This is a genomic window from Sphingobacterium zeae (genome assembly GCF_030818895.1).
Lineage (GTDB): Bacteria > Bacteroidota > Bacteroidia > Sphingobacteriales > Sphingobacteriaceae > Sphingobacterium > Sphingobacterium zeae.
Genome location: NZ_JAUTBA010000001.1, coordinates 261,780 through 277,933 on the forward strand (window position 1 = coordinate 261,780; position 16,154 = coordinate 277,933).

Genomic DNA, 16,154 nt, shown 5'->3' on the forward strand with positions numbered 1-16,154 from the left:
ACATTTAATTAATCTACCAAATTAGTGGATTTTCTTATATTTGTAAATATATATAAGAATAGTAATATGATAAAATACATCACACTACTTTTTTTGATGCTGCCATTCTTCGGATTAGCGCAAAAAAAGGAACTTACCAAGGAAGAGTATATTGCGCGTGTTAAGGCTGCTCCCGATTCTATTTCGACGTTGGTTGACTTGCGTAGAGTCGGAGGTTATGATCCTGTTTACACAGAGCTGCAGACACTCTATAATTCCTTGAGCAATACTGTAAAAAACTCAAGTGAAGGGAAAGAGTTTCAAGAGTATTTAAATACGTTAGAAACGGTGCAAATTGGAAAAATAGCACCAGCATTTACCCAAAATGACACCAGCGGAAACCCCGTCAAACTTTCGGATTTTAAAGGGAGATATGTGCTTCTTGATTTTTGGGCATCCTGGTGTCCCGACTGTCGCGTAGAAAGTCCAGATCTTGTAAAAACATACCAACAATTCAAAGGTGAAAACTTTGAAATATTGGGAATATCCTTTGATAAGGACCGCAACTCCTGGATTAAGGCCATTCATGCCGATAAACTACACTGGAGACATGTTTCGGATCTAAAACGTTGGCAGAATGATGTCGGAACATTATACGGCGTAAAATCTATTCCCCAAAATGTCCTGATTGATCCCAATGGAAAAATTGTCGCGAAAAATTTACACGGTGATGCCTTACGTGCAAAATTGAAAGAAGTATTAAAAAAGTAGCCTATAGCTGATCAATTCAAATAAAAAGACCATGCACTTTTAAAGGCATGGTCTTTTTAGGTTTAACGACGACCGTGTTTCTCAAAAAAACTACAGCGAAAGGGGGACTCCACAAACTAATGGGTAAACGCTATCCCGTAATCCTTAATAGGCGCTTATTTACTAACCAAACAACATGCGCTTCTACTAACCAAACAAGGCACTGAATATATCCTCTAACTTGGCGACAGGCCGAATCGCAATATTATATTTTTTAGCGTCCAATCCTTTGGTATTGAATTTAGAAATAAATATACCATCAAAACCCAACTTTTCTGCCTCTTGTATTCTTTGTTCAATTCGATTTACAGCCCTGATCTCGCCCGATAAGCCAACCTCACCTGCAAAAGTCAGATTGGAGCGAATCGGTATATCTTGTTGTGAAGAAATAATCGCTACTACTACGGCCAGATCGATTGCAGGATCTTCCACGCGCAACCCACCGGCAATATTCAAAAATACATCCTGTGCGCTTAACCTAAAACCAAAGCGTTTCTCCAAAACGGCCAGAAGCATATTTAACCGTTTCGTGTCGTACCCAGTGGAAGAGCGTTGTGCTGTACCAAATGCTGAGTTACTTACCAGTGCCTGCACCTCGATCATCATAGGCCGCATCCCTTCGAGCATGGATGCAATGGAAACTCCACTAACCGGTTCGTCGCGTTGCGAAATCATAATCTCCGAAGGGTTAGAAACTTCTCTCAGTCCTGAACCCTGCATTTCATAAATCCCCAGTTCTGAAGCCGATCCAAAGCGATTTTTTACGGCACGCAAAATTCGGTAGACATGGTGACGATCGCCTTCAAATTGAAGGACGGTGTCCACCATATGCTCTAAAACCTTGGGACCAGCAATCGATCCATCCTTGGTGATGTGTCCCACAATAAAGACGGGAGTGCTCGTCTCCTTGGCAAACCGCAACAATTCGGCGGTACATTCGCGGACCTGAGAAACCGAACCCGGAGCGGATTCAATCTGTGCGGAATGTAATGTCTGTATCGAGTCAATAACAATGACATTGGGCTGTACCGTCTCGATCTGCTTGAAAATATTTTGCGTGGATGTTTCCGTCAGGATATAGCAATTCGCTTTGGATGATTGTGATAATCGCTCTGCGCGCATCTTGATCTGCTGCTCACTTTCCTCCCCCGAAATATAAAGTGTTTTGACTTGTGGAATGGATAAAGCTAACTGTAACATTAACGTTGACTTTCCAATGCCAGGTTCTCCACCGATAAGCACAAGTGACCCCGGAACAATGCCGCCACCAAGAACCCGATTAAACTCCTGATCAGGCGTGGATATACGAGACTCATCTTGGTAAACAATTTCGTGAATAATAGCCGCTTTATTCGCCCTTTTCGTATTGCCTCCAGTTGTAGAACTACGCCATTCGGGGACTTTTGAACTCCCTTTTTCGACCACTTCTTCAACAAAGCTATTCCATTGCTTACAGGAAGGACATTGTCCCATCCATTTGGGAGATTCATAGCCACAATTTTGACAGAAGTATGCTGATTTTGATTTTGCCATGCTACGAATTTACAAATTTATAGCCGTTAAAAGCGTAATGACGTGGCCGCAAGCATTACATCTTACCCAAGCTATTAGGCATACTTCAATAATGCGGCATGTATACTGGAACGGTACTGAAAAACCTTAAAAAAAAGAAGTGTTTATTCTTCATTTTCTTTTAAGATCCGTAAGAAATTTTGTCCCATGATCTTCGCTATATCCGCATGTGAATACCCTCGCTCCAGCAATGCTTTAGTCAATAGCGGCAACTTAGAAACATCTTCCAGACCTTGCGGTGAGGATTCTATGCCATCGAAGTCTGAGCCTACCGCAACGTGATCAATACCAACTTTTTTGACCAGATAATCGATATGATCCAATAATTTCGACAATGGAGCATCAGCCTGTCGCTGAAGTTCCTTTGGCAACTTTTCATACATAGACCAGGTACTCAGTTTTGATGTCCCATTATCACCAAATTTACTTAGATATAACTTCTTAAGCCTCGCATCATAGGCAGGATCCAAAAAACCCGAATAAAAATTTACACCAACCACACCCCCATTGCTTTTCAGCGCCTCCAATTGTGCATCTTTCAGGTTTCGGAAATGTGGACATAATTCAAAGGCATTACTATGGGAAACCAAGATTGGTTTCGTCGATACCGCAAGCACGTCATAAAAGGTCTGTTCGCCACCATGGGACAAATCAACCATCATGCCCAGTTCGTTCATCTTGCGGATAACTTTTCGACCTTTCTCCGTCAACCCTTTATCCTTGGGATCCATATCGTCCGATTCCATCGCGGCACAACTTGCCCAAGACAAATTATAGTTCCAGGTCAAGGTTAAATATTTGGCACCACGGGCGTACAGTTGCTCAAGATTATCCAGACTTTCTTCAATCATATTTCCACCTTCCACACCGATTAAAGCGGCAATTTTCCCTGTCTTTAATATCGATTCGATATCTCGTGAAGACTTTGCCAGACTTATTTTATCGGTATTTGCCGCAATCATTTTTTCCAGGGCATCTATTTGGTCATTTGCGTGCTTAAATGCGCCGGTTTTCCATTTCGCATCATCGGACCATACCGCAAATACCTGCACATCGACACCACCTTCCCGCAACCGCGGCAAATCAGTAGCACCTGTCTTTAACCGTTGACCAATATCTTTCCCCTGAAAAATGGATGCATAGATCACATCATTGTGTCCATCTACGACCACCAGATCGCGATGAAGCTGTTTATAGGCTTGGCAATATCCAATAGTATTCCCTGCTGTCATTGCTAGCCCTAGTAGCATGAGGCTCTTTATCATCGTTGACTTTCATTGATCGATTCATAAATAGCATCCTGAATTCTGCTTCTGATATTCAGATCCAAAAGCTTGGTACTCACCTGAGGGTGTACCCGATTGGACAAAAAGATATAGATCAATTGATTCTGCGGATCAACCCAGATACATGTTCCTGTATAGCCTGTGTGACCAAAGACGGAACTATTAGCGAACTTTGATGGATACTCATTTTTAGGATTGGGATCCCAACGGTCAAAACCTAATCCCCGGCGACTGCTTGTTGATTGCCTGGATGTAAATAAGTCAACTGTTTCCGTTTTAAAGTAGCGCTCTCCACCATACTCACCTCTATTTAATAACAGCTGGCCATAGATTGCCAAATCGTTTGCGGTAGCAAATAGTCCGGCATGCCCGGCAATACCTCCTGCCATTGCCGCACCCTGATCGTGTACATAGCCTTCTAACAATGTTTTCCGAAATGAGGTATCTTGTTCGGTAGGAACAATTTCATCTTTTGCAAAACGTATTCTGGGAAGATAACCAGCGCGCTTCATCCCTAATGGCCTATAGAAGTTTTCCTGGACGTAATCTTGCAGCGGCTCAGCCGTTTGATGTTCTGCAACTTCTTTCATCACATACATGCTGATATCACTATATACATAGTTTCCTGTGGGCTTTACCGGAGATTTTAGCATCTCTGGCCACATGAAATCACGGTAATAATCGTTGAGGATATAGCTATTATCCGCCATTTCTACTTGATGGTTAGCATCTGGAACTGAAACAACGTCTCCAGCTTTCAGATATTTATAAAAGGGAATAAAGGGTGTAAAACCGGCCTCGTGCAGCATGACGGAACGAAGCTTGATATCCTTCTTATTGGTATACTTTGCCTGCCATAGGTAATGCCCCATGGTACTATCCAAATTAATCACATTCCGCTCAGTAAGGCGCATAATGACAGGTGTTGTGCCGGCAATCTTACTGACAGATGCCAGATCAAAAATATCATTTGTTTTTGTTGGAATATCTTTGGAATAGGTATGGAATCCATAAGATTTCTCCAGCAGAACTTGTCCATCTTTAACAATCATGACAACTGCTCCAGGTGTCGCTTGCTTATCAATGGCTTCTTGGGCAATAGCATCAATTTTCTTGGTCAATTTCCCTAGATTCAGATGAGCGCTTGACGCAGAGCCATACTGCAGCCTTGTCTGTGTAGTTTTGACATCACCGGCAGTGATGGGAACTCCACCAAAAACTGACATTGCCACGTGACGTTGTCCAGTTTCTGAAAACGGGGCTAATAGTTCGATCAAGTCAGACGACATGCGCTCAGTTAGCCCCTTTTTGCTTTTTTCATTTTCGAAAAAATGACAAAGGATGACTTTCTTATTGTTCAATACAGCCTGTTTCAACTGGGCGAGACAATCTGCATCCAAGTCATCTTCCTTTCCAGCGACAATAATTGTATTATAGTATTTTATATCTTCATCAAATTTACTAAAATCAAAAACTCTAGTGTCTGCATAACGGGCCAACTGCTCTGTAAACACACTATATTTTACTGCATTGGGAACAACAACGGCGATGCGAAGCTGATCTAGGTGCCTCAAAGGCAGCAATTGATCGCGGTTATTAAACAGTATCGTTTCATTCTTAATAGTAGATTTATATTGAGCAAACAAAGGGCTAATACAGAACAAACCTGCAAATAACACCCCAAAAAATCCTTTTTTCATTCTGCTTTTATCGTTTTTTAGGTTTTATCAAATAAAAATACGAATTAAATGAACAAGGAATACAGGACGGTTAAAAAAAATCAACTTTGTTACGTTAAACGAGTCTCTGGATTAAAATCTCTTTTTCTTTTAACCTCGGTAGCACAAGAATCTTTAAGCGAATTGCAACTAGTCTTTGATTACTCGGTTACAGATTGCATCCTGAAGGTTTTTTCTGTAAGTTTGACTAATGCCAGAATTGATTCAAGATAAAACCATATTTTCCTTACTGGAAGTTAGCCGCAGTATCCAAAAGACACTTGCAGAACGGTATAAGAGTTTGTACTGGATTAAAGCGGAAATGAACAAGCTCAATCATTATACCCATTCTGGTCATTGTTATCCCGAGCTAGTCGAAAAACAGGACGGGAAAATTGTCGCTGAAATGCGGTCGATCTTATGGAAAACCGATTACAACCGTATCAACAACAGTTTTCTCAAGATTGCCCAAGAACCGCTACGAGAAGGAATTACGATGTTGTTTCAGGCAAGTATCTCCTATGATCCGATGTACGGATTGAGCCTGCGCATTGTCGACATCGATCCGACATTTACATTAGGCGAACTTGAAAAGGAGAAGTTGAACAGTATTCGAAAGTTGAAGGCAGAAGGAATCTATGAGTCGAATAAACTGTTGAACTTCCCGGCTGTTCCGAAGCGACTGGCGATCATTTCAGTGGAAACGAGTAAAGGGCTTTCTGATTTTTACAAGATTATCAATCAAAACCCTTGGGGTTACCGCATCGAATGCACACTCTTCCCCGCATTATTACAAGGTGACAAGTCAGTGCCTTCTATTATCAACCAGCTTGCTGTTATTGCCGATAAAATCAGTTTTTACGATGTCGTTGCCATTATCCGGGGCGGTGGTGGTGAAGTCGGCCTTTCTAGTTATAATAACTATTTACTGGCTCGGGCTATCGCGATGTTTCCCATTCCAGTATTAACCGGTATTGGACATTCAACAAATTATACGGTTAGCGAAATGGTCGCTTACAAGAATGCGATCACACCCAGTGAGCTCGCCGACTTTTTGATCCAAAAGTTTCACAATTTCGCTATTCCGGTCGATAAGGCAGCAGAGCGAATACAACAACTTATTGCTACTCGGTTTAAAGAAGAGCGCAACGTGCTATCTCAAACGGCAACGCATATTCAATGGGTCGGAAAAAGAGAAATACAAACCACTCGAACGGCCCTTCAGCAATTTCAGCATGAGCTTAGCGCCTTGATAAAATTGCGCTTTTACGAGCACCAGACAGCGCTGGCGCATACCGAGCGAATTATTCAGCTGGCTGATCCAATTCGATTATTAAAACAGGGTTTTTCAATTACCAAGGTGAATGGAAAACTGCTGCAGTCGATTACACAAGTATCACCCGGCGATATAATACAAACCATACTCGAAGATGGAGAATTGCTAAGCACAGCGAAGGATAAATTTCCAAAACAGGAATTAGACGAAGACGGTGCATAATTTAGCAATTGGTAAAAAAATTTAAAGAAAGCATAGCACAATGGAACAGAATTATACCTACACAGATGCCTTTAACGAGTTACAAACTATTGTAAGGGAAATTGAGAATGGTTCAACAAACATTGATGAACTGGCCGAAAAGATTAAAAGAGCCTCAGACCTTATTCAGGTCTGTAAAGCCAAATTAACGGCGACAGAGGACGAAGTGAATAGTTTATTACAAAAAATATCAGCAGCAGAAGAGACCAATGATCAAGAGTAGCTTCTGCAAGATCTGAAAGTCGGCAAAGTAGCGTTACAGCCAACATTTATTTTTGTTGGCTGTAATGCAGGTGCATAACTTAACAATTTTCAGCAGGGTGGATTACAATGGCTTTAATTTATCCGGAGCGACCGCACGAATGAGCGCACGCGCTAAAATTCTATTCGGGTCTATGATAATCATACCATTGTGATCTCGTTCCGGAATAGCCAAAGGTAACTCTGCACATCCCAAGATAATGACTTGTGCTCCCTTTTTCTTCAAGTCATCCATCGCCGATAATAAATCCTCCCTCGCCTTATTCGCAATCGGCACAGGCTGTGCTTTTATTCCATATTCAGCATCATAGATTGCATTGTTTACCTTTTCTTGCTCCGTTCCTTCTGGCGTGACGACATCAAAGCCCTTTTCAATAAAAGCCGCTCGATATAAACTATATAACTGCTCTCCTGCAGTAGAAATAACACCCACCATAGTATCAGGATAGTTCTCGTGCACAAATTGCACGGTCTCATGCACAATATGCAATAGTTGTAATGTACTTCCTGTGCGCGCAATTTCCGCTTTAATGAAAGAAAAAATAGGCTCTGCATGTACGATATTTGACGGAATTGCCGCTACGGTCGCGCCCGCTATTTCCAATTTCCGTAACACCGATGCGATGGCCTTTCCAGGATTTTCATTGGATGTATCCAATAAATACGCTTTCCGATCAGGGATCAAATGAGGACAAGAGAACAATAATAGCGGCAAGTGCTCCTGGTCGGATCTTGCCGCTGTTTCATCAATAATTTTTTTTGTAATATCCAGGCCGCTGTAAGGACCAAGTCCACCTACTATACCAATCATAATGCTATTTTTATATCCAAGATATAACCAATAGCATCAAAAATGGTTTGTAGAAATTACCATTCTATCGATTGATCCTCATCAGGAATCTGTGTATTTAACTGCCGCTCAAGGATCAATGACCCGGAGACCTTGAATTTGATCGCTGTAGTAGAAACCAAGGTATAATCGGTAAATTCATAGTCGACATTGTTTAAAGTAATATAACGATGTAATAAATAAGGACGAACAGCATCCATTTGTTCCGAAATAGTATAACTCGCATCTTTTTTGACAGCAAACTTCATATTTGGGTTTTCGGCTCTAAAAGTCACTCCGCCTGTTTCATTAAACGTTGCAAAGACTTTATAGTTTTTTCTGTCTTTACGATCTTCATCAATATTCCCCGCATAAAAGAAAATGGTATTTTCATCAACCACGTAGCTTCTTATTTGACTTTTCACAATCGGTGTTTCACTTTCATGCCCATCCATCACAACTTTTAAGGCTGTCCCGCTGTACGTTCCTGAATAATTATTAAATGGATTGACACGTAGTAATGCTTTTTTATAATGTTTTCTGGGATTGATTTTGTATTTAGCAGCAGGATCCTCCAAAATCGTCAGCGGAAGTACCCACTTTTCGGCCATATCAATTCCTTTCAACGAAAAATCAATAGCCATCAATGCTGTATTTTCCCCCGATTTTATATTCACTGTCTGAGGAATAGAAAAATAGCCGTTATCCAGCTGTTTGTAGTAAAAGTCTTGCCTAGTCTGAAAACGTTGGTAATTCAATATGCCCAACGTATCTGCATCAACCCCTACACGTACCTCAAGATTTCCATCATTTGTTGTCGATCCACTCACTTCCAGCGGCTGTAAAAACGTAGTTTTTTGTCTGTCTTTATAACGGACATAAATATTGGCGACTCCTTCACTTTCCAAAGGGGCCTTAAATGAGACATAATGTTCAAATTGCTCCTCTTTCCATTCGTCGTTGCAGGCATTGCAGGCGAATAACACCATCAGGAGCAAAAGCTGTATAGATGACTTTTTCATAAATTTTATAATTGATTAATCATTATAAGTCCAACCAGGATTTTGTGTTAAATTCTTGTTGCGTTTAAGTTCTGTATGGCTGATTGGCCAAAACCACATTTTGTCTGCGAAGGTTGTTTTCAGTGTCCAAATCGCAACCGGTTGGTAAAAGAGATCACGTTCTTTTTCATTCATCAAGACATTACAGCCATAAACCGGTAAGGCTTCTTCCACTGGAGCATCCATCCAGCGACGTAAATCATAATAACGTTGTCCCTCGCCCATCAGCTCGATGAAACGTTCACGCTTGATGGTACGACGCAGTTCATTTTTACTGCTGTATACACTTTCAGCGTAATCGGGAACTCCACCGCGGATCCGTACAGGCTGAATACCTTTTTTCATTTCAGCGATATCACGACTTATTGTATAACTTCCCCCGCGCCAGGATGAAATTGTAAAAGAACCGCTTAATTCATTCAATGCTTCGGCATACATTAATAATATGTCCGCGTAACGGATTGCAGGTTCTGCCTTGGGAACTACACGTGATCCAACACCACCTTCGTAAGTATCGCTCGGGTGAACAAACTTTTTAACCCCAAAACCCGTACGCAACCAATATCCATTGGCGGAGTTAAAGCCATTGCCTTTGGGATCTGCACTGTAATAAAACACTTGCTTATTACGATTTTCCTCTTTTGTCTCATTCAGTAGCGTCCAAAAACTTCCGCTGTAAGCTACTGAAGCGTAAAACCTCGGTTCACGATTCGCATATTGCAGAGAAGCACCTGCACGCAGTGGTCGGTATTTTTTTGCATTATAATCGTCCTGAGTAACATATCCCATACTTCTGTTTGAGCCATTACCTCGACCTATTTCCTTATCCTTACCCGGTACATCTGTACCATCACTCATATAATACGCATCAACGAGTTTCTGTGTCAGTCCATGGGTATTCCATCCTGTCGCCGAGCGTGGCAATTGATGAATAACCATTTGGTCAATCCCTTCATTGGGCTGGTTACTACCACGGGTAAATATCAGTTCGGGATTGCCTGAGGCAGACAACGTACCGTCGAAAACCTGTGCATATGATTTCATGGGGTCAATATTTGCCCACCCTTCGGGCCAGCTTTTAGCTGAAAAATTGTGATCTTCGGGAGGTTTGACGGTGGCATCGTCACCAGTCTCCTGAAAAGGTGCTGTATACAGCTTATACACGCCGAGCTCGATTACGTCTCGTGCGGCAGCTGCAGCTTTCGCCCATTTCTCTTCCTTGAATTCTACGGAAAGCAAGCGTTTGCCCTGTTTATCGACCAATAATGCTGCATAACCGGAGTTATTACCATTGGCCAATGGACTAGCGGCATAAAGTAACACTTTGGCACGAGCAGCTAAAGCCGCCCCAACAGTTGGCCGAGCAGAGCCGTCTTGTCCGCGCTTCATCCCTAAAGACTCCATTTCTTTAGCTGCCTGTAGCAATTCATCACTGATATAGCTTGCACACTCCTCATAGGTGCTTCGCGGAATCGCCAGATCATCATAGCTATCGGTATAATCCAGTCCTTCATCCGGCAACAGCGGAATGGGGCCATATTTACGGAGCAACAGCCAATAAAGGTATGCCCGTGCAAATCGTGCTTGGCCACGATAATCCGAAATTTCAGTTGCCGACATCTCGCTGTTCATGTATATGTTCTGAATGAAGGTCGACGCGTTACGAATGCCCCGGTAGGATTGCGTCCATGTGCCCTGTTTGTCACTTTCAGTATATTGGCCCATTTTGAACATATTGTAAGAGAGCTCATTTTTTGAGGGATCATAATCTCTATCTCGATCACCGTAATACATGTCGTCTGCAAAACAATGCGGCGTCATTCCTTTACTGGCAACATCAGCATTCTCTCCTTTAAACTCTTCAAATACATGCGCTAGCCATTCTTCCGAATATACCTTACTTTTAAAGGTCTTCTCTATATTAAGTCGATCCTTAAAATATTGATCCGATTTCAAATAATCCTTTTTGCAGGATGAGACAAAACTTGCTCCTAGCACAAGCAACATGGCCATGCATATTTTATTTCTTTGCATCTTTCTTGATTTTATAGGTTGACATTGATACCAAATGTAAACGACTTAGGTAATGGATAGTCTTCACCCCTCGGCGTCGCTAGCTCCGGATCCCAAAGTTTGAATTTTGACCAGGTCAGCAAATTTGAACCAACTAAAAACAAACGGATGCTATTGATTTTTATCCGGTTGGTCATTTGCTTTGGCAGGGTATACCCGATGTCCAAGGTTTTCAAACGAAGGTATTGCCCATTCTTCAACCAAAATGTTGACTCTCTAAAGTTATTCGGATTAGGACCGTAACTCAACCTCGGATAAGAAGCATTCGGGTTTTCTGTCGATGGATCACCGGATATATCAGCCGAAATCCAACGGTTATCGCCCATTACCCCCTTCAATACTTGTCCCCATTCACCTTCACTAAACGCATAAACTGTTTTTCCATAGGTAAAGAACGTCGATTTACCAGATCCCTGAAAGTGCACACTAATATCCAGGTTCTTCCAGCTTGCTGACGCCCCGACACCGTAGACTAGATTCGGACGTCTTGTTGCTCCGATAGCGACACGATCACCGTCGTCGATGATGCCATCACCATTAACATCCTTATATTTAATATCGCCTGGTTGGTAGTTGCCAAATGTTTGCTTAGGACTATTGCGTATGTCATCATAATCTTGGAATAGGCCTAAAGCAATGAGTCCTTTTGCCTGATCAACCCGATAGCCTTTTTGGTTTTGATAGCCATACACGTTATATTCCTCATCGATCTCCGTGATTTCATTCTTACTATAGGTAATATTACTTCTGGCAGTTAAATTGACTTCGCCCACTTTCTGGTTATATAGTAGGCGTCCATCAAAACCTCTTGATTTTACCGCTCCCACATTCGCGCTTGGTATAGATTCTAATCCTACCAGTGCAGGCAAATAATTTCGAGCCATATATATGCCCGTGCGTTCCTCATTGAAGAAATCTAAATTAACAACTATCTTATCTTTAAAAAGCGCCAGATCAAATCCCAGGTTCTTTTTAGTCGCCATCTCCCAGGTCACATTGGAGGAAGATACCTGACTATATTTCATTCCGCCATAGTATCGGTCGAAACCATAGTCTGCCCACTGATACCCCCCTTCGGGAATCCATACCTGGTCTTCAAAACGTCCGATTTCACTAATTGTCGATAGATAAGGGAAGCGTGCGCCACCGGATAACTGATCGTTACCTACTCTTCCCCAGGAGTACCGGATCTTGAACATATTCATCCACGAAATATTATCTTTCACAAATGGCTCTTCGCCGATATTCCAGGCTGCAGAAACCGCAGGAAAAAAACCATATTGTCGACCCGGGGCAAAATTTTCCGAACCATTATAGCCAAAATTAAAATCAGCGATGTAACGTGACTTCCAATTGTAGGTTACCCGGCCAGCTAAGGCCTGATTTCTTCTTGCAATTCCATTTTTGATATCATCGCCAAGATTGACTGTGCGAATAAGGGCATCACGGGTAAAACGCGCCACGGCACCAACAGTATGATTCCCGATACTACGATCATAGTTAAACATCATATCATAGAATTCGCGTCGCTCGCCACTGGCACTGCTGGCCTGATATAACTCTCGCGGATTTGAAATATGTGTAAAGATCAAATTACCATTCTCATCACGGGCGCGTTCTGCGCGCCATTGTTCAGGCCATTTACGTCGCGATATGGTATTATCGTTATTAGTATCATATCCAATAATTCCCCTAAAACGTAACCCCCTAGTTATAAAGTCAAAATTTTGTTCAATGGAAATATTGGTCTGTATATTGTTTTGCCAATTTTCATTGTATCCTGTCTGCGTAGCAACTACCCAAGGATTGGTCTGATTTCCTGTTCCAATGGCAGGAACATAACCATTTGAATAGATTACCGGCGTGCGAATGGGAGAATATCCGAATAACACACCCCAAAAATCATCGTCTCCTAAACCTGGACTATTTCTTTTATTGAGAGAGCCTGCAATACCTATTTTTAACACGGTACTTTTAGTTACGTTAATATCTGTATTCAACCGATAATTATACCTTTTGTAATTTGCGTTGGTATTGTAATCATTCCGTAGCGTTTCGTCGGTCTTATACATACCACCTTCATCGATATAACTTCCCGACAGAAAATAACGCGCTGTGGCTCCACCGCCTGTCATATTCAGATTCGCCCGGTAAGTCATCGCTCCGTCTTTGAGCAATAAATCTTTCCAATTTACATTGGGATAGAGATCCGGATCCAATCCCAAACGTAGTATTTCCAATTCTTCAGGTTGATAAATCGGGGCAAAATTTCGTGTAATACGTGCCTCGTTCAATAGATTTGCATAGGTAACGCCGTCTTCAAATTCAGGTGTAATGGTACGGCTATTATAGATATTCTCATCTTTAAAATTAATACTGATCTTACCATCTTTACCGCGCTTTGTTGTAATTAAAATGACACCATTTGCCCCTCTGGAACCGTAGATTGCGGTCACAGCGGCATCTTTCAGGATATTAATGGTTTCAATATCTTCGATATTAATGTCATTGATATTCCGCTCGATATTATCGACCAAAACAAGAGCAGAAGCGCCTCCACCAAAGGTCGAAATACCGCGGATCCAAAACTCAGTAATATTTTTTCCTGGCTGACCAGACTGCATCATACCTAAAACTCCGGGCGCATTTCCAATTAAAGCGTTACTAATACTCGATGTTGGATTTCCTTTCATCGTGTTGACGTCAACACTACTGGTCGCTGCAGTCGATGTCAGTGTTCTTTGTGTACCCGTACCGGTTACGACAACTTCATCGAGCACACTGGTCTCCGATTCATTCAGTGTCACATCGATAACGCGATTATCTTTCACCAGTATTTCCTGCTTTTTGTAACCAACAGATGAATAGACCAGCGTCTTGTATCGCTCTACTTTTATCCGATAACTCCCTTTATTATCTGTTGTTGTTCCTAACCCCGGCGCATCCTTCACAAAGATGCTGACACCAATAATTGGTGCCTTTTGGGCGTCGACAACGACACCCGTTACTTCCAAAACATCCTGTGCCAGCGCACCGAAAGTGGCACAGAGGAGTAACATACATGTAAATACTATTTTATTCATCATCTTATCACAGGTTAATCTTGGTTATTTTCATCCATCTCCTCTAACGCGATTTTACGGATGCGTCGATTCTCGCGGTCGCCAATATAAAAAGCTCCCTCTTGCTCATTGTAAGCGATACCTGATGGACGGTCAAATCTCGCTTCCTCTCTCAAATCACCATTGACATAACCATAAGGGTTGCTATTGAGGCTTGAGCTTCCCCGACCAGCAAATGTGGTTACAGCTCCCTCTGGTGTAAGCACACGAATCGCATGATTCATCTGGTCCGTAAAATAAAAGTCATACTGATCAGGTTTTCCCGCTTCTACGTAGGTTTGATTTTTCACGAATACACCTTGGTATGGTTCATTGACACGAGCGGACGACCCCACACCATCTTTGTACCCCGATTCCCTAACTTTTCCGCAAACCAGATAAGGCTGATTAAAACGTTTCTTTTCCCAATTGTAATCGGCACGCATCATATAGCCCTGGTTGATCACCAAGATGTAAGCATAGTTTCCACTGGGATGAATAATAGCCCGGTACTCCCATTGTGGATCCTGAATAACATAAAGAAACTCTGCCTTCGTTGTCTTATCTGTGAAATATTGATTGAGGTCAAAGCGGTAAAATTCCCCTTTCGCGTAGCTATTAAAGTACATTTCACCATTCACGGGATGAATGGATGCACCGTTGCATTGTTTACTTCTTGTCAGGACTTCCTTATCGAGGAAATTCCTTGCTCGCGAAAACAATAAGGTAGATTCATCATTTTCCCCACCACGGTCCTGCGAAACAATCATATAGTTGCCGTCTACAGAAAAGTCGACACTACGGGGGCGATCAAAATCCGAACGTTTTTTAGTAATTGTGCTATCCTCGAAATTGATCAGGTATAGGCCATTATTATTATCGAAGGTCATCCAAAGATGCTTGGGGTTTAGGGGATCAAACTTCATAAAAGAAGAAAGCCAAAAACCACTTGCCATCTTGGTCTGATCAGCATCTTTAAACTTCCCGTCTTTCCAAGGCTCATCGCCACGTGAATTTCGATAACCTGCCAGGGTCGACACCACCAATTTACGCTGATAGTCAAAAGGCTCTTGTGCCTTACCGATAACAGGCTTTTCTTGAGCGCCAACGCGCACTTCGATATCCCCTTTAAACGCCTGTTTTGGTACCAGACAATAAAGGGATTCACCCAAAGTGTTGATTACCACAGCCTTTTTACCCCCGATAAATACCTGCACATTTTTTGGATCGTTTCCAAAATTTTTCCCGTAAATCACCAGTCGTTGCCCCATACCACCTGATTTAGGCGCAAAGTCCGAGACAACAACAGGTTGTGAAGGATCAAAGGGCATACCCTCTGAAATGCTGCCAACATTATCATTCTTACAGCTTCCAAAGCCCAAAATAAGCACTGTAATGGCCCAAATCAACCGATTTAGGAATCCATTATTAGCCGCTATCTGTTTAGTTCTCATAAGGTTGTTAATTGATTAGAGTTTATTTTTATAAACATGAGTATATCACCTTCCATGAATCCTAGACTCACCGATTTGACACATATTCATTCGTTTTTTAGCAATACATACCAGCTATTCTAGGGTAATTTTAGGACGAACGGATTGATGCCCGCCCCATCATTGGGCGAACGCTTAATTTTGACGTATACATAATTGGTTATTTTTTAAAAAGCTAAATGGTATTAGCTATCCTAAGCTAAAAAAAGACTTTACGACAATAGTTTCAAAGTCTTTTGGTTTTTTAAATTTATAGTTCTAATAATTTTCTATTTGATTCCCGCTATTCATATTGACCTCCAACAATACCTTTCCCAAGGTCTGCATTAGCTTCTTCACAAAGAAGATGGATGATTAATTTATAACTCGATTTTCTAACTGCTTCTCTAAGGTTTTTTTCTTTCTATAATTGATTAATCAAATTTAGATATTGT

Annotated in this window: 11 protein-coding genes; 3 read left to right on the forward strand and 8 right to left on the reverse strand. The window is 41.8% G+C overall.

Translation table 11 applies throughout. The features are described from left to right. Positions 1-66: 66 nt before the first annotated feature. A complete protein-coding gene (locus QE382_RS01095; RefSeq protein WP_307184346.1) occupies positions 67-750 on the forward strand; it encodes a peroxiredoxin family protein in 684 nt (227 codons plus the stop codon). A 186-nt stretch (positions 751-936) separates the two neighbouring features. Here the strand turns inward: QE382_RS01095 and radA are convergent, their stop codons facing one another. From radA to QE382_RS01110, 3 genes are all read right to left on the reverse strand, one after another. After that, positions 937-2,322 carry a DNA repair protein RadA gene (gene radA / locus QE382_RS01100; protein ID WP_293956209.1) on the reverse strand — a complete coding sequence of 462 codons (1,386 nt, stop codon included), beginning with the start codon at positions 2,320-2,322 and terminating at the stop codon, positions 937-939. Between the two features lie 143 nt (positions 2,323-2,465). After that, positions 2,466-3,626, reverse strand: a complete 1,161-nt coding sequence (locus QE382_RS01105; protein ID WP_307184347.1) for a dipeptidase — start codon at positions 3,624-3,626, stop codon at positions 2,466-2,468. Next, a complete protein-coding gene (locus tag QE382_RS01110; protein ID WP_307184348.1) occupies positions 3,623-5,347 on the reverse strand; it encodes a serine hydrolase domain-containing protein in 1,725 nt (574 codons plus the stop codon). Before QE382_RS01110 ends, QE382_RS01105 begins: the two co-directional genes overlap by 4 nt. Positions 5,348-5,576: 229 nt before the next feature. Here QE382_RS01110 and xseA point away from each other — a divergent pair, with 229 nt between their 5' ends. Together xseA and xseB are read left to right on the forward strand one after the other, a co-directional pair. After that, positions 5,577-6,863 carry an exodeoxyribonuclease VII large subunit gene (gene xseA, locus QE382_RS01115; protein WP_307184349.1) on the forward strand — a complete coding sequence of 429 codons (1,287 nt, stop codon included), beginning with the start codon at positions 5,577-5,579 and terminating at the stop codon, positions 6,861-6,863. Positions 6,864-6,903: 40 nt separating this feature from the next. Continuing rightward, on the forward strand, positions 6,904-7,125 hold the full coding sequence (xseB, locus tag QE382_RS01120) for an exodeoxyribonuclease VII small subunit (RefSeq protein ID WP_293956213.1): 222 nt from the start codon (positions 6,904-6,906) through the stop codon (positions 7,123-7,125). 102 nt (positions 7,126-7,227) lie between these two features. Here xseB and QE382_RS01125 read toward each other — a convergent pair whose 3' ends face one another. The 5 genes from QE382_RS01125 to QE382_RS01145 are packed head-to-tail and all read right to left on the reverse strand — an operon-like array spanning position 7,228 to position 15,681. Then, a complete protein-coding gene (locus tag QE382_RS01125; protein WP_307184350.1) occupies positions 7,228-7,974 on the reverse strand; it encodes an aspartate/glutamate racemase family protein in 747 nt (248 codons plus the stop codon). Between the two features lie 56 nt (positions 7,975-8,030). After that, positions 8,031-9,014: a DUF4973 domain-containing protein gene (locus QE382_RS01130; RefSeq protein WP_307184351.1), complete on the reverse strand. Its 984-nt coding sequence runs from the start codon at positions 9,012-9,014 to the stop codon at positions 8,031-8,033. 15 nt (positions 9,015-9,029) lie between these two features. Next, a complete protein-coding gene (locus tag QE382_RS01135) occupies positions 9,030-11,087 on the reverse strand; it encodes a RagB/SusD family nutrient uptake outer membrane protein (RefSeq protein ID WP_307184352.1) in 2,058 nt (685 codons plus the stop codon). Positions 11,088-11,098: 11 nt separating this feature from the next. Then, positions 11,099-14,212: a SusC/RagA family TonB-linked outer membrane protein gene (locus QE382_RS01140; RefSeq protein WP_307184353.1), complete on the reverse strand. Its 3,114-nt coding sequence runs from the start codon at positions 14,210-14,212 to the stop codon at positions 11,099-11,101. 11 nt (positions 14,213-14,223) lie between these two features. Beyond that, complete coding sequence (locus QE382_RS01145; RefSeq protein WP_307184354.1) at positions 14,224-15,681, reverse strand: IPT/TIG domain-containing protein; 1,458 nt, start codon at positions 15,679-15,681, stop codon at positions 14,224-14,226. Positions 15,682-16,154: the final 473 nt, after the last annotated feature.

Coding starts and splice junctions, on each gene's coding strand:
- QE382_RS01095 (WP_307184346.1), top strand. CDS start 67: ATGATAAAATACATCACACTACTTTTTTTGATGCTGCCATTCTTCGGA.
- radA (WP_293956209.1), bottom strand. CDS start 2,322: ATGGCAAAATCAAAATCAGCATACTTCTGTCAAAATTGTGGCTATGAA.
- QE382_RS01105 (WP_307184347.1), bottom strand. CDS start 3,626: ATGATAAAGAGCCTCATGCTACTAGGGCTAGCAATGACAGCAGGGAAT.
- QE382_RS01110 (WP_307184348.1), bottom strand. CDS start 5,347: ATGAAAAAAGGATTTTTTGGGGTGTTATTTGCAGGTTTGTTCTGTATT.
- xseA (WP_307184349.1), top strand. CDS start 5,577: ATGCCAGAATTGATTCAAGATAAAACCATATTTTCCTTACTGGAAGTT.
- xseB (WP_293956213.1), top strand. CDS start 6,904: ATGGAACAGAATTATACCTACACAGATGCCTTTAACGAGTTACAAACT.
- QE382_RS01125 (WP_307184350.1), bottom strand. CDS start 7,974: ATGATTGGTATAGTAGGTGGACTTGGTCCTTACAGCGGCCTGGATATT.
- QE382_RS01130 (WP_307184351.1), bottom strand. CDS start 9,014: ATGAAAAAGTCATCTATACAGCTTTTGCTCCTGATGGTGTTATTCGCC.
- QE382_RS01135 (WP_307184352.1), bottom strand. CDS start 11,087: ATGCAAAGAAATAAAATATGCATGGCCATGTTGCTTGTGCTAGGAGCA.
- QE382_RS01140 (WP_307184353.1), bottom strand. CDS start 14,212: ATGATGAATAAAATAGTATTTACATGTATGTTACTCCTCTGTGCCACT.
- QE382_RS01145 (WP_307184354.1), bottom strand. CDS start 15,681: ATGAGAACTAAACAGATAGCGGCTAATAATGGATTCCTAAATCGGTTG.